The organism is Rhizobium sp. 01N447_2 (genome assembly GCF_056399245.1).
Window position 1 is genome coordinate 32,994 of record NZ_JBFTQY010000058.1, and the last position, 22,316, is coordinate 55,309.

At 63.2% G+C, this 22,316-nt stretch carries 24 protein-coding genes and 2 pseudogenes; 7 read left to right on the plus strand and 19 right to left on the minus strand.

The window, feature by feature from the left end:
* Positions 1 to 8: 8 nt before the first annotated feature.
* Both AC1ECN_RS28795 and gndA read right to left on the minus strand, forming a co-directional pair.
* Entirely contained in the window at positions 9 to 767 is a 759-nt protein-coding gene (locus AC1ECN_RS28795) for a carbon-nitrogen hydrolase family protein (RefSeq protein WP_130725868.1), read from the minus strand.
* Positions 768 to 851: 84 nt separating this feature from the next.
* Positions 852 to 2,303, minus strand: a complete 1,452-nt coding sequence (gndA, locus tag AC1ECN_RS28800; RefSeq protein ID WP_024322083.1) for an NADP-dependent phosphogluconate dehydrogenase — start codon at positions 2,301 to 2,303, stop codon at positions 852 to 854.
* A gap of 210 nt (positions 2,304 to 2,513) precedes the next feature.
* Here gndA and AC1ECN_RS28805 point away from each other — a divergent pair, with 210 nt between their 5' ends.
* The 3 genes from AC1ECN_RS28805 to AC1ECN_RS28815 all read left to right on the plus strand — a co-directional run bounded on the left by AC1ECN_RS28805 (position 2,514) and on the right by AC1ECN_RS28815 (position 4,135).
* Complete coding sequence (locus AC1ECN_RS28805) at positions 2,514 to 3,305, plus strand: helix-turn-helix domain-containing protein (protein ID WP_130661740.1); 792 nt, start codon at positions 2,514 to 2,516, stop codon at positions 3,303 to 3,305.
* Positions 3,306 to 3,373: 68 nt separating this feature from the next.
* Complete coding sequence (locus AC1ECN_RS28810) at positions 3,374 to 3,772, plus strand: SRPBCC family protein (RefSeq protein ID WP_477954873.1); 399 nt, start codon at positions 3,374 to 3,376, stop codon at positions 3,770 to 3,772.
* Positions 3,773 to 4,135 (plus strand): VOC family protein, encoded by a 363-nt coding sequence (locus AC1ECN_RS28815; RefSeq protein ID WP_018074611.1) that lies wholly within the window; start codon positions 3,773 to 3,775, stop codon positions 4,133 to 4,135.
* 55 nt (positions 4,136 to 4,190) lie between these two features.
* On the opposite strand, the gene AC1ECN_RS28820 is transcribed toward AC1ECN_RS28815, so the two are convergent.
* The 7 genes and pseudogenes from AC1ECN_RS28820 to AC1ECN_RS28850 form a co-directional block, all read right to left on the minus strand.
* The gene (locus AC1ECN_RS28820) at positions 4,191 to 4,907 is read right to left on the minus strand and encodes a PAS domain-containing protein (protein ID WP_024322086.1); all 717 of its coding nucleotides are present in this window, start codon (positions 4,905 to 4,907) and stop codon (positions 4,191 to 4,193) included.
* 249 nt (positions 4,908 to 5,156) lie between these two features.
* Positions 5,157 to 6,092 carry a lipid A biosynthesis lauroyl acyltransferase gene (locus AC1ECN_RS28825; RefSeq protein ID WP_130672688.1) on the minus strand — a complete coding sequence of 312 codons (936 nt, stop codon included), beginning with the start codon at positions 6,090 to 6,092 and terminating at the stop codon, positions 5,157 to 5,159.
* A 4-nt stretch (positions 6,093 to 6,096) separates the two neighbouring features.
* Positions 6,097 to 7,125, minus strand: a complete 1,029-nt coding sequence (locus AC1ECN_RS28830) for a zinc-binding dehydrogenase (RefSeq protein WP_130672689.1) — start codon at positions 7,123 to 7,125, stop codon at positions 6,097 to 6,099.
* A 56-nt stretch (positions 7,126 to 7,181) separates the two neighbouring features.
* The gene (locus tag AC1ECN_RS28835; protein WP_130672690.1) at positions 7,182 to 8,468 is read right to left on the minus strand and encodes a beta-ketoacyl-ACP synthase; all 1,287 of its coding nucleotides are present in this window, start codon (positions 8,466 to 8,468) and stop codon (positions 7,182 to 7,184) included.
* A gap of 12 nt (positions 8,469 to 8,480) precedes the next feature.
* Positions 8,481 to 9,611, minus strand: a pseudogene (locus tag AC1ECN_RS28840) (beta-ketoacyl-ACP synthase); the annotation flags it as partial.
* Positions 9,612 to 9,659: 48 nt separating this feature from the next.
* Positions 9,660 to 9,839 (minus strand): annotated as a pseudogene (locus AC1ECN_RS28845) (ApeI family dehydratase); the annotation flags it as partial.
* A 117-nt stretch (positions 9,840 to 9,956) separates the two neighbouring features.
* Entirely contained in the window at positions 9,957 to 10,235 is a 279-nt protein-coding gene (locus AC1ECN_RS28850; protein ID WP_003540486.1) for an acyl carrier protein, read from the minus strand.
* A 420-nt stretch (positions 10,236 to 10,655) separates the two neighbouring features.
* Here AC1ECN_RS28850 and AC1ECN_RS28855 point away from each other — a divergent pair, with 420 nt between their 5' ends.
* Complete coding sequence (locus AC1ECN_RS28855) at positions 10,656 to 11,378, plus strand: Crp/Fnr family transcriptional regulator (protein ID WP_024322088.1); 723 nt, start codon at positions 10,656 to 10,658, stop codon at positions 11,376 to 11,378.
* A 44-nt stretch (positions 11,379 to 11,422) separates the two neighbouring features.
* Here the strand turns inward: AC1ECN_RS28855 and AC1ECN_RS28860 are convergent, their stop codons facing one another.
* From AC1ECN_RS28860 to AC1ECN_RS28895, 8 genes are all read right to left on the minus strand, one after another.
* The gene (locus AC1ECN_RS28860) at positions 11,423 to 11,851 is read right to left on the minus strand and encodes a L,D-transpeptidase (protein ID WP_032996078.1); all 429 of its coding nucleotides are present in this window, start codon (positions 11,849 to 11,851) and stop codon (positions 11,423 to 11,425) included.
* Positions 11,852 to 12,000: 149 nt separating this feature from the next.
* Positions 12,001 to 12,201 (minus strand): ECs_2282 family putative zinc-binding protein, encoded by a 201-nt coding sequence (locus AC1ECN_RS28865; protein WP_018074603.1) that lies wholly within the window; start codon positions 12,199 to 12,201, stop codon positions 12,001 to 12,003.
* Between the two features lie 89 nt (positions 12,202 to 12,290).
* Positions 12,291 to 13,271, minus strand: a complete 981-nt coding sequence (gene cbiB / locus AC1ECN_RS28870; protein WP_130672692.1) for an adenosylcobinamide-phosphate synthase CbiB — start codon at positions 13,269 to 13,271, stop codon at positions 12,291 to 12,293.
* Positions 13,268 to 14,353 (minus strand): threonine-phosphate decarboxylase, encoded by a 1,086-nt coding sequence (locus tag AC1ECN_RS28875; RefSeq protein ID WP_130672693.1) that lies wholly within the window; start codon positions 14,351 to 14,353, stop codon positions 13,268 to 13,270. Before AC1ECN_RS28875 ends, cbiB begins: the two co-directional genes overlap by 4 nt.
* Positions 14,350 to 15,657 (minus strand): cobyrinic acid a,c-diamide synthase CobB, encoded by a 1,308-nt coding sequence (locus tag AC1ECN_RS28880; protein ID WP_130661741.1) that lies wholly within the window; start codon positions 15,655 to 15,657, stop codon positions 14,350 to 14,352. Before AC1ECN_RS28880 ends, AC1ECN_RS28875 begins: the two co-directional genes overlap by 4 nt.
* A complete protein-coding gene (gene cobA / locus AC1ECN_RS28885; protein ID WP_130672694.1) occupies positions 15,654 to 16,493 on the minus strand; it encodes a uroporphyrinogen-III C-methyltransferase in 840 nt (279 codons plus the stop codon). Before cobA ends, AC1ECN_RS28880 begins: the two co-directional genes overlap by 4 nt.
* A 185-nt stretch (positions 16,494 to 16,678) precedes the next feature.
* Positions 16,679 to 17,632 (minus strand): nucleoside hydrolase, encoded by a 954-nt coding sequence (locus AC1ECN_RS28890; protein WP_130672695.1) that lies wholly within the window; start codon positions 17,630 to 17,632, stop codon positions 16,679 to 16,681.
* A gap of 70 nt (positions 17,633 to 17,702) precedes the next feature.
* A complete protein-coding gene (locus tag AC1ECN_RS28895) occupies positions 17,703 to 18,122 on the minus strand; it encodes a cobalamin biosynthesis protein (RefSeq protein ID WP_130672696.1) in 420 nt (139 codons plus the stop codon).
* A gap of 100 nt (positions 18,123 to 18,222) precedes the next feature.
* On the opposite strand from AC1ECN_RS28895, the gene AC1ECN_RS28900 reads away from it, so the two are divergent.
* From AC1ECN_RS28900 to AC1ECN_RS28910, 3 genes are all read left to right on the plus strand, one after another.
* On the plus strand, positions 18,223 to 19,008 hold the full coding sequence (locus AC1ECN_RS28900) for a TSUP family transporter (RefSeq protein ID WP_130673533.1): 786 nt from the start codon (positions 18,223 to 18,225) through the stop codon (positions 19,006 to 19,008).
* Between the two features lie 62 nt (positions 19,009 to 19,070).
* The gene (locus tag AC1ECN_RS28905) at positions 19,071 to 19,484 is read left to right on the plus strand and encodes a nuclear transport factor 2 family protein (RefSeq protein ID WP_017988609.1); all 414 of its coding nucleotides are present in this window, start codon (positions 19,071 to 19,073) and stop codon (positions 19,482 to 19,484) included.
* Positions 19,484 to 20,278: a helix-turn-helix domain-containing protein gene (locus AC1ECN_RS28910; protein ID WP_130672697.1), complete on the plus strand. Its 795-nt coding sequence runs from the start codon at positions 19,484 to 19,486 to the stop codon at positions 20,276 to 20,278. The genes AC1ECN_RS28905 and AC1ECN_RS28910 overlap by 1 nt, the downstream gene beginning before the upstream one ends.
* Before the next feature lie 5 nt (positions 20,279 to 20,283).
* Here AC1ECN_RS28910 and cobO read toward each other — a convergent pair whose 3' ends face one another.
* Positions 20,284 to 20,934 carry a cob(I)yrinic acid a,c-diamide adenosyltransferase gene (gene cobO, locus AC1ECN_RS28915; protein ID WP_018480804.1) on the minus strand — a complete coding sequence of 217 codons (651 nt, stop codon included), beginning with the start codon at positions 20,932 to 20,934 and terminating at the stop codon, positions 20,284 to 20,286.
* Positions 20,931 to 22,316: cobaltochelatase subunit CobN (locus AC1ECN_RS28920; protein WP_477954879.1), on the minus strand; the 1,386-nt coding region annotated here is incomplete at its 5' end. The genes cobO and AC1ECN_RS28920, both read right to left, overlap by 4 nt.

The window sequence follows — 22,316 nt, forward strand, 5'->3', positions numbered from 1 at the left end:
TCAATTCCTCAAGAGCGATAGCTCACAGGTGCTATGCAGGGAAAGTCGAAGACCAGCAAGCCGGGCTCCTCCAGCGGCAGCTGCGCCACGACCTGCCCTTCCGGGTTCAGCACCGCCGTCGGCCCCCAGGCGATGCGCCCGTCGCGCTCACCCGTTACGTCGGACGATATCAGCCACAGGCCTGTCTCGCGGCATCTTTCAGCTTGAACGGCATTATGCAGCTGCTTGAATATTTCCGCCTTTTCCCGTGGCATCATGTTGTTGGACAGGCATAGGATCAGCGACGCGCCAGACGCGGCGACCTTTGCGGCCGCTTCCGGAAAATTGGTGTCGTAGCAGATGTTGATCCCGAAATGCAGGGCACCGATCGCAAAGAGCGGGCTGTCCTTTCCTGCCTCGAAAGCCCGTTCGCCGCGCAGCAGGTGGGCCTTCCGGTAGCGGCCGAGGAGAACGCCGCGCTCGACGACGACGGCAGTGTTGAACAATCGCCCGTCATCGATCTCGATCAGCCCTATGACCAGCACCAGTCCCGACTTCGGCAACCGGTCGAGGACCGCCGCGAACTCGGCCGATGCCAGATCGAGGGCAACGCGCCGCGCCGATGCTTCATCGGTCAGGTAGCCCTGGAGAAAACCTTCGGGAAAGACCAGCAGGGCAACACCCTCAGCCTCGGCACGAGCGGCGATGCCGCAGGCATAATCCAGTGCCGCCTCGACATTCTCCCGAAACTCCGGCGTCTGCGCGGCGGCTATCCGAATGCTATTCACCGTGATCTCCGGGTTTCAGCCTCGGCCTTTCATCAAAAGGCCCGGCGCGGTGGCCGGGCCTCTCCTTGAAAATCGGGCTGAACCTCAGAAAGTCGAGGCACCGCTGCCCCAGGGGCCGTGGTGGAAATCCTTGCCGTCCAGGCGGTCGAAGCCATGGGCGCCGAAGAAATCGCGCTGTGCCTGGATGAGGTTTGCCGTTCCCCTGCCCTGGCGATAGGCGTCGAAATAGGTCAGCGCCGAGGTCAGCGCCGGCACCGGCAGGCCGGCGGCAATCGCGGCACCGACGACACGGCGCAGCGCCGGGATCGATTCCTTGACCATGTCGGAGAAGGCAGGCGTGACGATCAGGTTGGCAGCATCGGGCGCCTTGGTGAAGGCCGAGGTGATCTCGTCGAGGAACTGCGAGCGAATGATGCAGCCGGCACGCCAGATCCTGGCAATCGTCGGCATCGGCAGCGACCAGTTGAACTCGCGCGATGCTTCCGCCATCACCGCGAAGCCCTGCGCATAGGCGCCGATCTTCGCGGCAAACAGCGCCAGTTCGAGATCCTTGTTCAGCTCGGGGCCGTATGCGATCGGGAAGGACACAGCCTGCGTGCCGAAGATCTTTTCGGCGGCTTCGCGCTGCGACTTCATCGAAGAGAGGCTGCGGGCGGCGACTGCGGCTTCGATCGCCGTTGCCGGAATACCCATGTTCTGCGCCTCGATCGCCGACCACTTGCCGGTGCCCTTCTGGCCGGCCTTGTCGAGGATCATGTCGACCATCGGCCCGCCGGAAACCGGATCGGTGGCCGCAAGCACCTTCTCGGAGATTTCGATCAGGTAGGAGTTCAGCCGGCCCTTGTTCCATTCGCCGAAGATGCCGGAGATTTCGGAGGCGCTCTTGCCGAGGCCGTCGCGCAGGATGCCGTAGATTTCGGCGATCATCTGCATGTCGGCATATTCGATGCCGTTATGGATGGTCTTGACGAAATGGCCGGCACCGTCATTGCCGAGCCAGGCGACGCAGGGCTCGTCATTGTAGCGGGCGGCAATCGATGTCAGCACCTTCTCGACGCGCTTCCAGGACTCTTCGGTGCCGCCGACCATGATCGACGGGCCATGGCGCGCACCTTCTTCGCCGCCGGAAACACCCATGCCGATGAAGGTCAGATCGGTATTCTTCAGCCGGTCGAAGCGGGCGACGGTGTCGCGGAAATTGGCGTTGCCGGCATCGATCATGATGTCGCCCTTGGAGAGATGCGGGCGCAGCAGCTCCATCTGCTGGTCGACGGGCTCGCCCGCCTTGATCATGATGATGATCGGACGCGGCGGCCGGATCGCATCGACGAACTCTTCGATCGTCTTGCAGGGAACAATCTGCTTCTTCAGATCGCCGGCGCTTTCGTAGAATTCGTCGGTTTTCTCCGGCGTGCGGTTGAACACCGCGATTTTATTGCCTTTCTCCGCGATGTTGAGCGCCAGGTTGGAGCCCATGACCGCAAGGCCGATCAGTCCGATTTCTGCCTTTTCCACGACAAACCTCCGATGTGTCATTTGGACCGGTGTTGTGGCACTGTCTCGGTCAAACGGCAAGTCTCGCAAGGGTCTAATCGGTTCGCAAAAGCCAATGAAATGAAGCTTGCAATATCGCCGCTTGTCCGACAACCCACAGGCTGCCGCTTAATCCGAAGCCGCAAGTTTTTCGAGCATCCTGCCCGTATTGCCCTATCTCATGTTATCATCAGTGCCCCGGGAGATATCGCATTGGCATCGGGAAGACGAAAAGATACGGCTCTCCTGGCGGCCCGCGCCGGCCGCTACCGCGAATATGCACCGCCACCGACGCTGCGACACCATTTCAGCCGCCTCTGGTCGCACGCGCTCCATGACGGGCCGCTGGCGATGGTGGCGATCGTGCCGGACGGCTATTGCGATCTCCTCTGGATCGACGGCCGGCTGGTCGTCGCCGGCCCCGACAGGGCGGCGGCCTTTCCCGTCATCCAGCCGGTTGCGACAGTGATCGGCGCACGTTTTGCGCCTGGCGCCGCAGCACCCTGGCTGGAGACGCCGCTCTCGGCACTGGTCGGCTGCTCGGTGCCCCTCGCTGACTTCGGCCGGAAGGACACTGCCGAATTCGAGGCGCGGCTTGCGGATTGCCCCGCCCCCTCAGCCGCCACGGCGCTGTTTGGCCGCCTGCTCGAAGAGGCCGCGCGCGATGAGGAAGAGCCCGCCCGAGAGGCTGCCGTGATCTTCGCCGCCGCCGACAGCCGTCGCCCGGCACCCGGCCTGCTCGACAGGCTCGGCATGAGCGAAAGGCAGCTGCGCCGCCGCTGCCACCACCATTTCGGCTATGGCGCAAAGACGCTGGAACGGATCCGCCGGTTCCAGCGTTTCCTCGACCTCTGCCGCAGGTCGGACACGATGCCGCTTGCCCGCCTTGCGCTCGAAGCGGGCTTTGCCGATCAGCCCCACATGACGCGCGAGGTCGGCGAGCTCTCAACGCTGACGCCCGCGGTCATTCTTGACCAGCTCAGCATGCGGCAAAGAGCCGACTGACCGTTTTGTTCAAGACGCTGCCGGCCGGTCTGTTATTCTGACGAAACCATGACAGGGACCTGCAGCCGATGACGACAATGCCCGCGAAAATCATCCACCTGTCGATCGAGCGCGACTGGCGCGACGTCTATGACTTCGCCGGCAAACCGGAGAACATGCCGCTCTGGGCTTCCGGCCTTGCGACCGGCCTCGAACCGCACGGCGCCGACTGGATCGCCCACGGCGCTCTTGGCAGCGTCAAGGTGAGCTTCGTACCTACCAATGAATTCGGCGTGATCGATCATACAGTGACGATCGAATCCGGCCTCAGGGTCTATAATGCCCTGCGCATCGTGCCGAACGGCGATGGCTGCGAGGTCATGTYCACGCTGCTGCGTCTGCCCGGCATGACCGACGCGCAGTTTTCCGCCGATGCCGCCCATGTCGAGAAGGATCTTGCCATGCTGAAAGCCCTGATGGAGAGATAGATGGCCGAGAAGACAGAAAACCACGATCGCCGTATCGATTATGTCGAATTCAACGTCGCCGACATCGCCGCCGCCAAAGCCTTTTACGGCTCGGCCTTCGGCTGGCGCTTCACCGATTACGGCCCCAATTATTGCGAATTCGACGATGGCCGGCTGAAGGGCGGCTTTACCGATTTCGGACCGGTGCGTCCGGGCGGCGGCCCGCTGGTCGTCGTCTATGCCAGAGACCTGGAAGAAGTGCTGACCTCAGTCGAAAGAGCCGGCGGCACGATCTGCCGGCCGATCACCGATTTTCCCGGCGGCCGTCGCTTCCACTTCCTCGACCGCGACGGTTACGAGCTCGCCGTCTGGGCGGCCGCTTAGCCAGACGACCCAAGGCAGCCGAGTTGGTCAGGCTGCCTAATGCTGCCGACCGGGATCAGGCAGCCTGCGACAGCCGATCGAGATCTTCCATGACGAGCAGGGCGCCGATCACCGTACCGCCCGCATCGCGCAGCGGCGACATGCGACAGCGCACCTGCCGCGATCCGCCGCTGTCGGCCGAGCGCTCATAGGAATAGTCGATCTGTTCGCCGGCAAAACAGGCGTCGAGCTTATGCTTGGCGCATTCGGCAAACCGCTCCTCGCCGATGAATTCGGAAAGGTGGCGGCCGATAAGCTCCATCGGCTTCCTGTTGAGATGGGCGCTGTTGGCTGGATTGGAATAGAGGTAGCGATAGTCCCTGGTCAGCACCGCCACGCGATCCGGCAGGCTTTCGAGGATCACCGCGTTGAGGAACTGGCCATTGTCGGTATCAGGCACATAGGCCGGCGGCGGCTCGATGCGCACATCCTGCGGCGAAGGCACGCGCCAGTCCGGCCCATGCGCCCCGAAATAGCGGTCGAGCAGGTAGGAAAGCACCGACGTGTGCTCCGTGACGCTGGCGCTGTCGTCGGCATCCTGGCTGATCAGATGGCTCACAAACTGCAGTTGCATGTAAACTTCGAGCAGATTGACTGCCCGGCAGGCGAGGATTGCCTCGACCAGCGGCTCGACATGGCGGTCGAGCGCCGTGACGCGCTGGTCGTCGCCCAAGCGTATGGCTTCCTCGATTTGCACGCAACGCAAGGAAAARGCTCGAAAAAGCTCCAGCAAGACGCCTCCACTCCCATTGTCCCAAGAGACGAGTCCGAAACCTCACATGGCTGCATTTCCCAAAAAATGCGCCTTCCGGTAGACATTATTCGCGTCTTGGTGGTGACGGATAACATGAAGTGCCCTCAGTTTCAATCCGAGAGCACCTGCCGCTTTTCACCGCTGATAAATGAGGGTGGACGTTTTTGGAGCATGATGCCGAAAGTGTGAGCGGTTTTCGGCATCATGCCGGCCTGAAATCATCCTGTTCTAAGGCGCGAGCGTCTGCTTGATCTGCCAGCGGTCGTGATACCAGAGCCACTGTTCCGGATATTCCCGCACCCAACTTTCCACCTTGTCGTTGAGCAACTGGGCGGCGGCCGGCAGGTCGAGATTACCCGCGGCGTCGCGTGGCATATCCAGCCGCGGCTCGATTTCCAGCCGGTAGCGATTTCCGGGCAGACGGATGCAGCGCGCTGGATAAACCTCGCAGTCGAACTGCCGCACCAGCTTCGGCAGCAGAGGATTGGTCTTGACCTCGCGTCCGAAGAAGGTGCCCTTCAGCCCCTTGCGGAATTTCTGATCGACGAGCACGCCCACGCCTTGTCCTGCTTCGAGCTGACGGGCGAGCGCGAAGGAGGAGCCGGCATGCGAGGGCACCAGCCTGCCCATGCGCGCGCTCCTGAAGTCGAACACCTTCTTGGCGACATAAGGATTATTCGGTGGCCGAAAGAGCACGGTCACGGTAAGCCCGAAGGCGGCGCCTGCAACCGGCAGGAGTTCGAAATTGGCGGTATGGCCGGTAAAGACGATGAAGGGCCGCGGACTATCGCGCAGGTCGAGGAAGATCGGGACGCCCGACACCTCCACCCTGCCCGGCTCCGACTTATCGGGATCATAGTCGAATAGCTGATCGAGGAAGACGTATTCGGCCGCAAGCCGGCCCATATTGCCCCAGCTGGCGAGCGCGATCTCCTCGATCTCGGCCTCGCTCTTCTCAGGGAAGGCATTGCGCAGATTGGTCAGCATCAGTCTGTGGCGGCTGGTCAGCCGGCCGAGGCGGCGCATCATCCTGTCGGCGAAGCGGATCGCGCCATCGGCCGGAAACAGCTTCAGGAAATTCAGGAAGCCGAACATCACCTGAGCCACCAGCCATTGCTGGAAATTCCTGAGCGCCAGAACGATCCGGGTGATGAACAGTTTCACGCGGTCAATCCATCTTCAGGATGATCTTGCCGAAGATCTGGCGCGATTCCATCCGCTCCAGCGCCCGGTCGATATCGCTGAAGCTGACCTCGGTATCGATGACGGGATGGACGAGCCCGCGGCCCATCTTCTGCATCGCATCCGCCATGTTCTCCATGCGGCAGCCGAAGGAGCCGAAGAGCTTCAGCTGCTGCTGGAACAGCATCATCAGGTTCATCTCTGTGGAAACACCCGAGGTCGAACCACAGGTGACGAGACGGCCGCCGCGCTTCATGCAGAGCATCGAGCCCGCCCAGGTATCCTTGCCGACATGTTCGAAGACGACGTCGACGCCCTTCTTCTTGGTGAGCTTGCGCACCACGCCCTCGAAGCGGTCGGTGCGGTAGTTGATGACGTGATCGGCGCCGAGGGCTTTGGCCTTTTCGATCTTGTCGTCGGAACCGACTGTGGTGATGACGGTGCAGCCGATCTTCTTGGCGAGCTGGATCGCTGCCGTGCCGATGCCGGAGCCACCGGCATGGACGAGGATCGTCTCGCCCGGCTCAAGCTTGGCATTGTCGAACAGCATGTGCTCGACCGTGCCGAAAGTGACCGGAGCAAGCGCCGCGCCGATCGGATCGACGCCGGGAGGGGCAGGCACCAATAGGCGCGCGGGCAGGTTGACCTTCTCCTGCGCAAAGCCGTCGAGATGGAAGCCGTGCACGCCTGAGACATGTTCGCAGAGATTGTCGCGGCCTTCGCGGCAGGGACGGCAGAGGCCACAGGTGCGCGCGCCATAGATCGCCGCCAGCTGGCCGGGCAGCACGTTGGCGACCCCCGGTCCGATCGCCTCGACGACGCCGGAGGCTTCGGCACCAATGACGAGCGGCATCTTGCGCTTGGCGAATGCCATGCCGCGCCATCCCCAGACGTCGATATGGTTGAGTGCCACTGCCTTGACCCGCAGCGTCACCTCGCCGGCACCTGGGGCATCCGGTTCCGGCAGATCGGTGATCTCAAGCTTGCGGTCGTCGATCAGTTGCAAAGCGCGCATGGCAAAATCCCTCGCCTGGAAGGCGTTTTTCTTGTCTTGAAATTGTCGGGAACCGCTTAAGCCGGTTCGAGCGCCATGACAAGGCTGGCATTCTGCCCGCCGAAGCCGAAGGAGTTGGAAAGCACGGCTGAAACCTGAGCTTCCCGCTTCTTGTTCGGCACGACATCGAGAACGATCGACGGATCGGGGTTGTTGTAGTTGATGGTCGGCGGCAGCGTTCCGGTCAACATCGTCTGCAGCGAGAACACCGCCTCGACGGCGCCCGCCGCCGTCAGCGTGTGGCCGATCATCGACTTGTTCGACGAAACCGGAATGCCGACCAGCTTCTCACCGAAGACGGCAGACATCGAACCATATTCCATCTTGTCGTTCTCAGGCGTCGAGGTGCCGTGGGCATTGATATAGCCGATATCGCCCTCGCTCATGCCGGCATCGGCGAGCGCTGCGCGGATCGTCGCAATCGCCGGGCCGCCGTCAGGCGACGACCGGGTGCGGTGGAAGCTGTCGGCCTTGTCGCCGGCGCCCTTCATGATGCCGAGCACCTTGGCGCCGCGGGCGACTGCTGATTCCAGCGATTCCAGCACCAGCGTCGCCGCACCTTCGGCAATCACGAAGCCGTCGCGATCCTTGCTGAACGGCTTGGAAGCCTTGGTCGGCGGATCGTTCTGCGTCGAAAGGGCTGACAGCAGCGAGAAGCGGATCAGCGCTTCTGCACTCAGCGATCCGTCGGTCGCGACCGTCAGCGCGCGATCGGTGCGGCCCTGGCGGATCGCCTCGATGCCGAGCTGGATCGCAGTGACGCCGGAGGCGCAGGCGGTCGACAGCGTCACGGGCAGGCCGCGGGTGCCGAACCGGTCGGCAAGCCGCTCGGATATCGCGCCGAACAGCGCCGCCTCATGGAAGGTCGGGTCCGGACGCTGGCGCAGCGCCGTCAGAAAGCGCTCGTAGGCATCACCCGGATGGTCGGAGGCCGGCGAACGGTCGGCAAGCTCGAAGCGTGCGCTCCATTCCGGTTCGATCGGCGGGGCGGCGAGGAATAGCGGGCCATTGAAATCACCGGAAAGGCCAGCATCGGCAAGCGCCTCGATCGTCGTTTCGCGGGCAAAGGCATAGGAGCGCTCGACGGCATTCGGCACCGGGATGCCGATAAAATCGACGGTGCCGGCGATCCGCGTCGACAGGCCCTCAGTCGGGAAGCGGTTGATTTCGTGAATGCCCGACGTGCCTGACGAAAGCGCCGCCCAGTTGTCGCTGAGGCCCTGGCCGAGCGAGGTGATGATGCCCATGCCGGTAACAGCCACGATCGGACGGCCGAGGTGATCTCTATAAGCGGAAGCTGTCATATCTCTCACTCCTCACGCATTTGCGGAAAGAACGGCGACGCCCTCGCCGCGCTGGTGTCCGACCGTGGTCACGACGGCGGCGGTGGCGCCTGCCCGCATCGGCGCCTCATGGGCGGCATCGAAGGGCGGAACTTTTGCCTTGCCGTCGACGGCAAGGGCTGCGAGCGCCAGACCCAGCGTGAACTGCGTCTCGATCGTGTGGCCGGTAACGCCGCCGAAGCCGCGGATCGCAACGTCGGGCAATTGATGTTCGAGCACCGCCCGCTCGCGGGCCGCCAGATCGTGCATGCCGGTCGAGCCGGAAAAGATCGCCGTGCTCTCAGTGGCAAGCCCGGCTGCCGGCCCCAGAAGCCGCTCCAGCCGAACCTCGAGATTGCCGGAATTGCGGTTGCCGCGGTCGCCCTCGACCGCATCGATGACGGCATAGATATGAGCGCCGCGGGCTTCGGCATGCTTGCGCGATTCCAGCACCAGGAAAGCGCCTGCCGAACCGGTGATCATGCCGCCGCCATCGCTCGGCTTGCGCGACCAGAGCGGCACCCAGTCGCCGCGCGCATGGGCGCCGATCGCTTCGGTGAGCAGGATCATGTCAGGCCGCTCGGCCGCGAACGCGCCGCCAACAAGCGCATGCGAGGATTCGCCTGATTTGATGCGGTAAAAGGCTGTCTCGACGGCAGAAATGCCGGCCGCTTCCTCGCCCATGAAGGTGCGAGACGAGCCGGTGACCTTGTGCACGATCGAGATATTGCCGGCGAGCAGGTTGGAAAGCTGGGCGAGGAACAGCGTCGGTCTCAGCTCCGTCGTCAGCTTCTCGTTGAGCAGCAGCTCGCGGTCATTGCGCTTCAGCGCTTCGTCGACGATCAGTGTGTCGACATTGATGTCGCGCTCGCCGCCGCCGGCCGCCACGATCATGTCCATCGTACCGCAAGCCTCGATATCGTCCTTGAAGCCGGCATCGTCGAGCGCAAGGCCGGCGGCGAAGACGCCGATGCGTTGCCAGTTCTCCATCTGGCGCTGGTCGCCGCGTTTGGCGATCTGCTGCGACCAGTCAATCTCGGGCAGCGGATGCACCGGATAGGGCTTGAACTTTTCGGTCTCGACGATCGCTTTCGGCGCGCTGGCGGCCGAAAGCAGCGCGATATGCGTCATCAGGAAGGGCATGGCGGCAAAATTGGTGACGGCAAGCACCAGCATGCCGGAGGCCTGCGCCATGGTCTCGATCAGGAGCACGCCGGGAACGAGCGGCATGCCGGGAAAATGACCCTCGAAGACGGGGCTCTTGGCCGGCACGACGGATCGCGCCTTAAGCGTGCCCTTCTTCAGGTCCACCGCTTCGACGCGGTCAATCATCTGGAAATATTCCAGCAGCATTCGGATCCTCCGGCCCGACAGGCCAGATCCGCCCGCCGGTGACGCCTACTTAGGAACAAAATCGCCCGGCCGCCATATTCACGGCGGCAGGGCGTTCAAAAAAGACGGTTATGTCGCTCAGGCCTTGGCTGCTTTGAGCTCGTCGATCTTGGCGCAGAGGTTCTTCAGCACGAAGTATTCTTCGGTGGAAACCTTGCCTTCGTTGACTTCCTGCGTCCACTTTTCGAGCGGGATCTTGATGCCGAATTCCTTGTCGATCGCAAACACGATGTCGAGGAAATCAAGGCTGTCGATACCGAGGTCGTCGATMGTATGGCTCTCCGGCGTGATCGTCGCGCGGTCGATCTCGCTGGTCTCTGCAATAATGTCGGCAACTTTATCGAATGTAGCGGTCACGCGCTGTACCTCATGAAATGACGATTTAAACCCCCTCATAGGCAAATCCATTTCAAAAGCCAATGCTTTCGTCCCGGCACGATGGCAATTTGCCGATCGGGTGTTGCTTAAACAGCAATGGAATGCCCGCCTTTGCGGTCATCCGAACAGGCGTCGAGGCGGAAGGCGAGGCCTCTGTGGAAGGCCCGCCGCGCCGGCAGATCGGAGAAGCCGTCCGAATCAAACCCATGGATGGCCCGCGCACCGGGGCAACGCGGTTCCCGACAAAACCCACGGGCGGGCATGCTTTGATCTAGATCAAACAGCGATCCCGGCAAAATTGATAATCCTCAAGCGGCGCTGGGGCATGCGCGGGCATGCTGTCCATGCCGAACGCGCCAGTCGTGCCAGCCACACGAGGATTTCAAAAGGGATCAGGACATGGATGTTGCCCGCAGTGAGCTTTTCGAGACCGGCACTCCCGTCGCTTGCGCTTCCTGCCAGGCGCGGCACGGCGTCGTCTGCGGCGCCCTGTCGAGCGGTCAATTGAGAGAGCTCAACCGCCACTCTCTGCGCCGCAAGATCGAGGCCGGCTGCGAGATCATCGCCCAAGGGTCGGAAAGCTCTTTCTATTCGAACATCATGCGCGGGGTGGTGAAGCTCTGCAAAGTGATGCAGGACGGGCGCCAGCAGATCGTCGGCCTGCAATTCGCCCCCGATTTCGTCGGCAGACCGTTCATCCGTGAAAGCTCGCTGTCGGCTGAGGCCGCGACCGATGCCGAAATCTGCGTCTTTCCCCGCAACCTGCTCGACCGGATGATATCTGAGACGCCGGAGCTGCAGCGCAGCCTGCACGATCAGGCGCTAAAGGAGCTGGACGCCGCGCGCGAGTGGATGCTGACCCTCGGCCGGCGCACCGCAGGCGAGAAAGTCGCAAGCCTGCTTTACCTGATCGCCACACACGCCGAACCGCAGACCGCCACGAGCACCGCGTTCGACCTGCCGCTGTCCCGCGCCGAGATCGCCGATTTTCTTGGGATGACGATCGAAACCGTCAGCCGCCAGATGACCAGGCTGCGCAAGAGCGGCGTCATTCGCATCGAGAACTTCCGACATATCATCGTGCCCGACATGGATGAACTGGAGCGGATGATCAGCGCATAGAACGGGACCATCTGCCGACATCGGGGTCAGGCGCTGATCCGGGATCAGCGCGTAATGACCACGCGGGTATTGGCAAGCCCGGCCTGCCGCGCCAGCGAGAAGAACTCGGCTGCATTGTTGGGATGCAGGCGAACGCAGCCATGCGAGGCCGGCGTGCCCAGGCGCTTCAAATCGAAGGTGGCGTGAACGGCGTAACCGCCGTTGAAGAACACCGCAAACGGCATCGGCGCATTGTCGTATTTGCGTGAGCGATGATCGCGCGACAGCCACTTGGCGCTCCACGAACCCGTCGGCGTGACATAGCCGTTGCGCGCGGTCGAAACCTTCCAGCGATACTTGACGAAGCCGTTCTCGGAAACGGTCATCATCTGCTTGCCGATGCTGATATTGGCGACCAGCGTCGCTGCCTGAGCGGCAACGGGAGAAAACTGCAGCAATAAACTTGCGGCCGCAGCCGCCAAAATCGTCTTCATCATAACCCCTCTTCGAACTCGCGCAGCTTAATTGCGCCCTCACGAAAGAGAGACTACGGCAATACTTATTATATTGCTTTAATCCGAATGGTAATCACAATTTTAACGAGCCAAGCGGGAGCTGGCGCCGGAAGATAGCGGCACCTGCCTCACTGGAGTTTGCGCGCCGCCGAAGGCTTCTTGAGCCCTTGGTAGGCCTTGTTCATCTTCTCGCGGATCGAGGCCATCGTGCCGAGATTATGCCCGCAGGCCGCACAAGTGATGATGTCGGTCTCCCGGATCTCGGGCCGCTCGAACTTCATCTTGGTGCTCTTGCACTTCGGGCACGGTAATTCAACCTGAACTGTCATCGCTCTGCTTCCGGTCTGATGGAGATATGAGGCGGTCGGAATAAACGTTTGAGCCTGGCCTGTCCACTGGGGGCATGCACGCAACAATCCTACAGAAAACACAAAAACAGCCCGAAGGTGATGCCGGCGAGTACCATGCAACTGGCGTAGAATACCGATACGCCGTCCTCGATGTCGCCCGAGGTCGCCACGTCGCGGCCGGTGTCGTTGATCATCGGTTCGCGCACGATGACGCCGCCATAGATGCGCGGCCCGGCGAGCTGGACGTTCAGCGCGCCCGCCATGGCCGCCTCCGGCCGGCCGGAATTCGGCGAGCGGTGCAAGGCCCCGTCGCGCATCGCCACGCGGATCGCCTCACGGCCGGCGCTTGTTCCCCGCCGGATCCAGGCGCCGGCGGCAATCAGCAGGATGGAGAGGCGCGCGGCCGGCCAGTTGGCGACATCGTCGAGTCGGGCGGCAGCCCAGCCGAAGTCGATGTATTTTTCCGACTTATGGCCGATCATCGAATCCGCCGTGTTCAGCATCTTGTAGGCGAAGAGCCCCGGCAGGCCGAAGACGGCATACCAGAGCGCCGGCGCGACGACGCCGTCGGAGAAATTCTCGGCGAGGCTTTCGATCGCCGCGCGGCAGACGGCCGGCTCGTCCAGCGTCTCGGGATCGCGCCCGACGATGCGGGAGACGGCGGCCCGCCCGCCGGTAAGCCCCTCGTCGCGCAGCGCGACGGCGACGGCCGCGACATGATCGGCAAGGCTTTTCTGAGCCAGGAAGATCGCCACCAGCCCGGTCTCTAGCAAGATGCCGACAGGGCCGAACAGCGCGAAGAACCGGTTGAACACGAAGCCTGCGGCTACCGTCAAAAGAAGCAGCGCCAGGATGGCGGCAATACCGTTCATTCGGCGTTGCGAGCCCGTGAGGCTTGCTGGGTTGAGCTGCCGGTCGGCATAGGAGATCGCCGCGCCGAAGACGACGACGGGATGCGGCATCCGCGACCACAGCCATTGCGGATCGCCGGCGATCCGGTCGAGCAGCAGCGCCAGAAGCAGTACGAGAAGGTTTTCGTCGATCGTCATCGCTCAAATCTCTGAAGGGCTTCGCCAAGCCGCCTGTCTGCTGCCGGATCGGGCGTCAGCCCGAAACGCAGCCAATTCGGCGCATAGCCGAATTTGCGGACGAGAATATGATGGCGGCAGAGATGCATGTAAATGTCGCCGGCTCTCGCATCGGCGACAAGGGTGAAGAGTGCCGTTCCTCCAGCCATCCGCAACCCCGCGGCCTTCAGCACGGCATGCAGACCGGTGCAACGTTCGTTGATGCGGCTGCGGATAGCAGAAACGTCCGATCGCAGCAGCGAACCTGCAATCGAAAGGGCCGGTCCGGAGACCGCCCAAGGTCCGAGCCAGTCTTCGAAACGCGCGAGAATATCGCCGCGCGCAATCGCGAAACCGAGCCGGAGGCCGGCAAGTCCAAAGAACTTGCCAAAGGAGCGGAAGATGATGATGTTGGAAAGCTGCGGCGCACGGGATGCAAGGCTGAGCGCTGGATCGGTATCACCGAAGGCTTCATCGACGACGAGAAGCCCGCCTGCTGCCTTCATCCTGTCGTGCAGGGCAATCAGTGTTTCGGCCGGCCATGCCAGTCCGTCAGGATTGTTCGGATTGACGACGACAGCCAGCCTATGCTCGATCCCGATCGCGGCAACATTATCGACCGCGTCGACGGTAAAACCGGCCGAGGTGAAGGCGCGCGCATACTCGCCATAGGTCGGCGTTACCACGGCAACCCTGTTGTCCGTCACGGCGATCCTATCGTCCGTCGCGGCAACCCCGTTGTCCGTCACATCGACTCGCTCGGCCGTGACGCCAACCACCCTACCCGCCTCGACCAGACGTGGCAGAAGCTGGATCACCGATTGTGTGCCAGGCACTGGTAGCGGCAGAATCTTGCCGCTGCCGTAGTGGTCGCGCGCCGCGCGCCTTGCCTCATCAAAAAGATGTCGGTCCGGCAGGCGATGCCAGGCCCTTGCCGGAATGTCAGGCAGCGCGACGGGGCACGGATTGATGCCTGTGGAAAGATCGAGCCAGTCTTCCGGCCTGCCGCCGAAGACGGCGGCAGCGGCGGTGATGCCGCCGCCATGGGCGATCGGTGCGCTCATACGGAGGCTCCGGCCAGATCGATCAGATGCATGTAGGAGCCCGCCACCTGCTCGCGCCGCAGCCCGGCCATGCCGAGATCGGTTCCGAGCGCGTCCTGTACCTGAAACAGCCGCTTGCCCTCGCCCTCTGAGACGACGCTGGAATAGTGGAATTCATGCGCCGTCATCATCCGCGCGAAGAAGGCGCCGTCGAGCGGCACAACACGGCGATAGCCGAGATGGCGTTTCCGCTCGGCATAACTGGTGACGACGGGCAGCAGGCCGAGCATCTGATGACGCTTGCCCTCCGCATCGATCAACCCGTCGCCGAGCACCATATAGCCGCCGCACTCGCCATAGATCCGGATATCGCGCGCTGCCGCATCGAGCATGCCGGCGCGGAAATTCTGCGCCTCTGCAAGCCGTCCGGCATGCAGCTCGGGATAACCGCCGGGCAGATAGATCGCATCGGCATCCAAAGCCGGCGCCTCGTCAGCGAGCGGCGAGAAAAAGGAGATCGCAGCACCCCGGCGGCGCCAGCCGAGCAGCATATGCTCGTAGGAAAAGGCAAAGGCGACATCGCGCGCCACGGCGATGCGTGCGCCCAGCGGCGGCAGGCGGTCAATATTGGCGGCCGATGGCCGGTTGAGCCCCTGCTTTGCAATGCGCAGCAGAAATTCGAAATTGCATTCCTCGGAGACCGCATCCGCCGCATGATCGATGAAAGCGTCGAGCGTGGCATGTTCGCCGGCCTGGACCAGCCCGAGATGGCGCTCCGGCAGGGAAAGCCCTTTGTCGTTGCCGATGACGGCGATGACGGGCATGCGGATAGCCTCCAGCGCCTGTCGCAGCATCGCCTCATGCCGGTCGCTGCCGACCTTGTTGAGGATGACGCCGGCAACGCGGACATCGGCGCGGAAGCCGGCAAACCCGGCAACCAGCGGCGCCACCGACTGCGACATGCGCGAGGCGTCGACGACCAACACCACCGACAGCCCGAGCTGGGCGGCAAGATCGGCCGCCGTGCCCCGCCCGTCGGCTGCTCCGTCGAAAAGCCCCATCATCGCCTCGATGACGAGGATGCGGTCGCCGGAGCGGTGAAGCGCGGCATTGGCCGAGATCAATTCCCCACGCATCGCCCAGGGATCGAAATTCAGGCAGAGCGTGCCGCTCGCCGCTGCATGGAAGGCGGGATCGATATAGTCGGGGCCGGCTTTGCCGGGCGCGACCGCGATGCCGCGCCGGCGAAGCGCTCGGAGCAACCCGAGCGTTACCGTCGTCTTGCCGGCGCCGGAGGAAGGGGCTGCGATCAGGAGGCCGCTCATGCTCGCACCTTGCCGGACCGGCGAAACGGATCGGGCTGCAGCCGCCGTCCAGCGAGTGCGCCGAGCCAGTCGAGCGAGGCCCTCAGCCGCACAACCTCGCCGACGACGACCACCGCCGGCGGCTCGAGCCCGGAAGTCGCAACAGCCTCGGTCGCCTCCCCGAGCGTCGTTTCCAGCACCTGCTGCCGGCCAGTGGCGGCATTGCAGACGAAGGCGACGGGTTCCGATGGCAGCCGGCCGGCGGCGATCAGGCGGGCGCTGATCTCGGCGATATGCTTCATCGCCATGTACATGACGATGACGGGCGAACCTCGGCCGATCGCGTCCCAGTTGATCCTGTCGGGTACGATGCCGGAGGAATCATGGCCGGTGAGGAAGGTCACGGCATGGTTGATGTCGCGATGCGTCACCGGAATGCCGGCATAGGCGAGCCCACCGATACCGGCGGTGATGCCGGGCACGATGCGGAAGGGGATGTTGTACTCGACCAGCGTCAGCGCCTCCTCGCCGCCGCGCCCGAAGACGAAGGGATCGCCGCCCTTCAGCCGCAGCACTCGCTTGCCGGCGCGCGCCAGTTCCACCAGCCGCAACGAGATATCGCGCTGTTTCGCCGAAGGCTTGCCGCCGCGTTTGCCGGCATATTCGACCAGCGTTTCCGGCCGCGCCAGCGCCAGGCATTCCTCGTTGACCAGCGCGTCGTGGACGATGACGTCGGCCTCGGAAAGCCCCTTGGCGGCTAGCAGCGTCAAAAGGCCGGGATCGCCGGGACCGGCGCCGACGAGCCAGACGCTGCCCGGCTCCAGCGCCGGAAGATGGGAGAATGCGGCATCGATCATCCTGCTGATCTAGGCCCCGCAAAGGGCAAGGTCAACGCCGCGCCCATCACCTCACTTGAAGTTGCTAAGACGACCATGACTCACTTTGCGAAGAGGCGGATTCGAATTCTCGAAAAACCGGCACAACAATATGAATATATTATCATATATCGAAAGCCGGCGCGATGCGCCGGCTCTCCCATCCCTCAGGCTGCGAGCAGCGTGTTGCGGATGAGGTCGAGGACCTTCTCCGATTCAATACCGGTGCAGACGACCTGGCTCGGCAGGCCATCCCAAGCGCCGTCAGTCGGAAAACGCCGGGCGTCCGGCCTGACGATCGTCTGACCGTCGGCGATGCCGCCGCAGACGACGCGCACCGCACCCGATATCGACGAGAACAGCTCCGGCACCACGACATAGACACAGGCGCAGCTGTCATGCACCATCATGCCGTCTTCAACCGCGTGCTTGTAGAAATCGATGTAGGACTGCGACAGTGCGTCGAGCTGCTTGACCGCCTTGTCACCCCTAGCCGCCATCTCGCCGAGATAGCTGCGGCTCATCGTGGTGATCGCGGTGACGTCGAGGCCGATGACGGCGACCTTCCAGGGCGCGGTCATGACGATGTCGGCAGCCTCAGGATCACCGTGGATATTGGCCTCGGCGACCGGCGAGACATTGCCCGGCACATAGAAATTGCCGCCCATGATGACGACGTCCTTGGCCAGCGTCGCAATCTCGGGATCTTCCTTCAGCGCCAGCGCCAGATTGGTCATTCGGCCAACGGCGACGAGTCGCACTTCGCCTGGATGGGCGCGCACCGTGTCAATGATAAAGCGATGCGCCGGGCGCGGATCGAGCGGCAGGTCGATCGTCTCGGGCACGTCGATATCACCGAGGCCGTTCTCGCCATGCACCATGGCCGGCCATGGCCGCTCCGCGCGCGAGGAATCGATGGTGACGCTGGCGCCTTTGGAAACGGGTGCCGGAATATTCCATTCGCGCTTGAGGAAGAGCGCATTGCGCGTTGTCGTCTCGACCGAGGCGTTGCCGAAAACCGTGGTGATGCCGAGAAGGTCGATTTCGGGATGACGATGCAGGAAGAGAAGCGCCATGGCGTCGTCGACGCCAGGGTCAGTGTCATAGATGACCTTGTGCATGAGATATCCTCTAGATGTGAACCGTGAAGCAGCCGGACGGCGCCGCGAATTGGCGCCACCATAACGTCCACTAGGCTTTCTGCAACCCGCTACGGGCAACTGCCGCCGTCGCATGTGCAGATTTGATCTTGGCGACAGCAAGCTCGGCATCCGGCCCCGCAGCCGCCAGCGCAGCTGCCTCGGAGACCCCATGGCAGCCGACGCGGGCAAAGACGATCGCGGAGGGATTCGCGAGCCGMGGCGTCTCCTCCTCCAGCCGCAGCGCGCCGAAAAACACGGCAGGCACGGAAAAATGCGCGGCAACGGCAAGGATCGCCGGCTCCAGTCTTCGGCTGTCGATCGAGGCAATGGCTGTGAGTCCCGCCGCGCCGATAGCGGCTGCGTCGAGCGCCTCGATCGCAAGCGCCAGCACCTCGGCAGGCGGCGTCCCGCGCTCGCAGCCGAGGCCGAGCACGTGGCGCCTCGCCGTATCGAAAGAGATATCGCTCATGGAAACCGTCAAATACGCCCTGCCCATGTCTTTGCAGCCATTGCAGCTTGGGGCGGCAAATGCAACAAGGCCGTCCGAAATCCCTGCCCGGAATACCACCTTGCCCGATGTCGCCTTCCATCTGCTTCTGCTGCTCTGCGCAGCGGCTTTCTTTGCCGGGTTCGTCGATTCCATTGCCGGCGGCGGCGGCCTCATCACCGTCCCCGTCATGCTGATCGCGGGCATTCCGCCGCTCCAGACCCTCGGCACCAACAAGGTGCAGTCCCTCTTCGGCGCGGCCTCGGCCACGATCGCCTATACCCGCAAGGGCCATGTGCAGCTTGCGGAACAATTGCCGATGGCGCTGATGGCTGTCATGGGCGGTTCGCTCGGCGCCGCACTCGCCACGGTCGTTCCAGGCCAGGTGCTGCAGGCCATCATGCCGGTGCTCCTGGTGACGATCGCCATCTTCTTCGCCGTCAAGCCGAACCTCAACGACCTCGACACCCACCGCCGCATGCCCCCCTTTATCTTCGGTCTGACGCTGGTGCCTGTCATCGGCTTCTATGACGGCGTCTTCGGCCCCGGCACGGGCTCCTTCTTCATGCTGGCCTTCGTCACGCTCGCCGGCTTCGGCATGCTGAAGGCGACGGCCCACACCAAGCTTCTCAATCTCGGCTCGAATTTCGGCGCGCTGATCGTCTTCGCAAGCTTCGGCGCGATACTCTGGAAGATCGGCCTGTTGATGGGTGCTTGCCAGTTCCTCGGCGCACAGCTGGGCTCGCGGCTGGCCATGCGCATCGGCGCAAAGCTCATCAAGCCGCTGCTCGTGATCATCTGCGTCGCCCTTGCGGTAAAGCTGCTCGCCGACCCAGTAAATCCGCTGCGTGTCTGGCTCGGCGTCTGACAGACCCCTCGACCATCTTCCATTACCTCTGGCGTAATTGATAAGGTGCATCGCCTTCCCGCATGATCGGACTGCCAGGAACTGATGGGCGATCAAAAGGAGATGACCCGATGAACGACGCAAACACCAACGCAGAGCGCTATCTCGCCATCTGGAATGAGACGGATGCCGCTCGCCGTCGCGCTCTCATCGCCGAGAGCTGGAGCAAAGCCGCGACCTATATCGACCCACTGATGCGCGGCGAAGGCCATGAGCAGATCAATTCACTGGTCGAGGCGGTGCAAAGCCGCTTCCCCGGCTTCCGCTTCGCCCTCATCGGGGCGGCCGACGGCTACGGCGACAACCTGCGCTTCTCCTGGGGCCTCGGCCCGGAAAACGGCGATGCGCTAATCAAGGGCACGGATTTCGCCGAGCTCGAAGGCGGCAAGCTGAAATCTGTCCGCGGTTTCATAGATTTGCTGCCGGAAGCCGCCTGATGACGCCGACCGCCCGCTCCCTTGGAGACCATCTGCGTGAATGGCGCCAGCGCCGCCGCATGAGCCAGCTCGACCTCGCGCTGGAGGCGGAGATCTCGCAGCGGCATCTGAGCTTCATCGAGAGCGGGCGCTCGACACCGAGCCGCGACATGCTGCTGCATCTTGCCGAACGGCTCGACGTGCCCCTTCGCGATCGGAACCCGCTGCTGCTCGCGGCGGGTTTCGCTCCTGTTTTTGCCGAACGCGCGCTCGACGATCCCGCATTGGAACCGGCCCGTCGCGCCATCGACATGGTGCTGAAAGGGCACGAGCCCTTCCCAGCAATCGCTGTCGACCGCCATTGGACACTCATCGCGGCCAATGCGGCCATCGCTCCGCTGCTCTCAGCCGTTTCCGACCAGTCTCTGCTCACACCACCCGTCAACGTACTGCGCCTCAGCCTGCATCCACAAGGATTGGCGCCCCATATCAAAAACCTTTCCGAGTGGCGCGCCCACCTTATCGGCAGGCTGCGCCAACAGTTCTCGGCTTCGGGCGATCCAATGTTGGACAAGCTTTTGAAGGAGTTGCTGTCCTATCCAGCGCCTAAAACTGCTGGCGAGGTCCATACCGACTATGCCGGCATCGCCGTTCCTCTTCAGCTTTCCACCAAGGCCGGCTTGCTTTCCCTGATCTCGACAACGACTGTCTTCGGCACGCCGGTCGAAATCACTTTGTCGGAACTCGCGGTCGAATCCTTCTTCCCGGCGGATGAGGAAACGGCTGCCATCCTGCGCAGCCTCGCGCTCAACTGACCGCCTCAGAACTCCACGCCCGGTTGCCCCTTGATGCCGGAGCGGAAGGGGTGTTTGACGAGCTCCATCTCGGTCACCAGATCGGCGATTTCGATCAATTCTTCCTTGGCGTTGCGCCCCGTCAGCACGACATGCGTCATATGGGGCTTCTCGCTCTTCAGAAAGGCGACGACTTCGTTGATGTCGAGATAGTCGTAGCGCAGCGCGATGTTGATCTCGTCGAGCAACACCATGGAGTTGCTTTCATCGCGGATCAGTTCCTTGGCCTTTTCCCAGGCGGCCGACGCTGCCGCGACATCGCGGGCGCGGTCCTGCGTCTCCCAGGTGAAGCCCTCGCCCATCGTGTGGAACTGGCAGAGATCGGAGAAATGTTTCTCGATCAGGTCACGCTCGCCGGTCCACATCGCGCCCTTGATGAACTGCACGACGGCCGACGGCTTGCCGTGGGCGATATGGCGGAAGATCATGCCGAAGGCGGCAGACGACTTGCCCTTGCCCTTGCCGGTGTGAACGATGATCAGGCCCTTGCCATCGGTCTTGGTCGCCATGATCTTGTCGCGCGCGGCCTTCTTCTTCGCCATCTTCTCAGCATGGCGCGCGTCGTCCTTGCCAACTCCGCCTTCTGCGATCTCGCTATCAGGGGTCTCGTCGCTCATTGGGTCACCTCATTCTGCTGTGTAGCAGCCAGGTCGAACCGGGCCGAATTGCTGCGCGGCGTCCAGAGGCTGCGGTCGATCGCCTCAAGCAGCCGCTCTCTCATCTCGTCGAATGCCGCAGGGTTCTTCTCGGCCATAAAGCCGGCGACGGCGGGATCGGCGACGAAGGCCTGGTAAACCGCCTCGAAATGATGTTCGCCGACCGCACCCGTCGTTGCTGCGAAGGCAAAGAGATAATCGACAGTGGCGGCGATCTCGGCTGCCCCCTTGTAACCGTGGCGCATGACGCCCGCGATCCATTTCGGATTGACGACGCGCCCGCGCACGACGCGGCCGATCTCCTCTTCCAGCGAACGGATCACCGGCTTTTCCGGCTTGGAATGGTCGTTGTGATAGATCGAGGGACGAGCGCCCGCGAGCTGCTCGGCGGCGGCGGCCATGCCGCCCTCGAACTGGTAATAGTCGTCGCTGTCGAGCAGGTCGTGCTCGCGATTGTCCTGGTTCTGAATGACGGCCTGCACCGAGCGCAGCCGTTCCTCGAACAGGCCGCGTTCGGCCCTGCCCTCCTCGCCGGCGCCATAGGCATAGCTGCCCCAGACGAGATAGGCTTCGGCGAGATCGGCGCGCCGCTCCCAGCCCTTTTCGTCGATGAGCGCCTGCAGGCCGGCGCCGTAAGCGCCGGGCTTCGAGCCGAAAACGCGGTAGCCCGCCCGGCGCTTTGCCGAGACTTCGTCCAGGCCGGCGGCACCAAGCCTTGCCGCCTCGCCGCGCATGCGCGTTGCGATCGGATTGTCGGCCTCGTCCTCTTCAAGCGCTCCGACGGCGCGGATCGCCTTGTCGAACAGCGCGATCTGCTCGGGAAAGGCATCGCGGAAGAAGCCGGAAATGCGGAGCGTCACGTCAACGCGCGGCCGCCCGAGCATCGCCGGCGGAATGATCTCGTAGCCGGTGACGCGGCGCGAACTCATGTCCCAGAGCGGCTTGACGCCGATCAGCGCCAGCGCCTGGGCGATATCGTCGCCGCCGGTCCGCATGTTTGACGTGCCCCAGGCCGTCAGCCCGAAGGAAACAGGCCACTCGCCGTGATCCTGCACATAGCGGCGCACCAGCAGTTCCGCGGATTTTTTGCCAAGCTCATAGGCGGCCGGCGTCGGCACGGCGCGGCTGTCGACCGAATAGAAATTGCGGCCCGTCGGCAAGACGTCAGGCCGCCCGCGTGTAGGTGCGCCAGAGGGGCCGGGCGCGACGAAGTGGCCGTCGAGCCCGTTGAGTAGACCGTGAATTTCGGCGGGGCCGCAGGCGAGGATGGAGGGCTTGAGGCGGGTTTCGATCTCGGAGAGGACAGCCTGCGTAGCCTTCCAGTTCCCGGGGCATTCGATCTC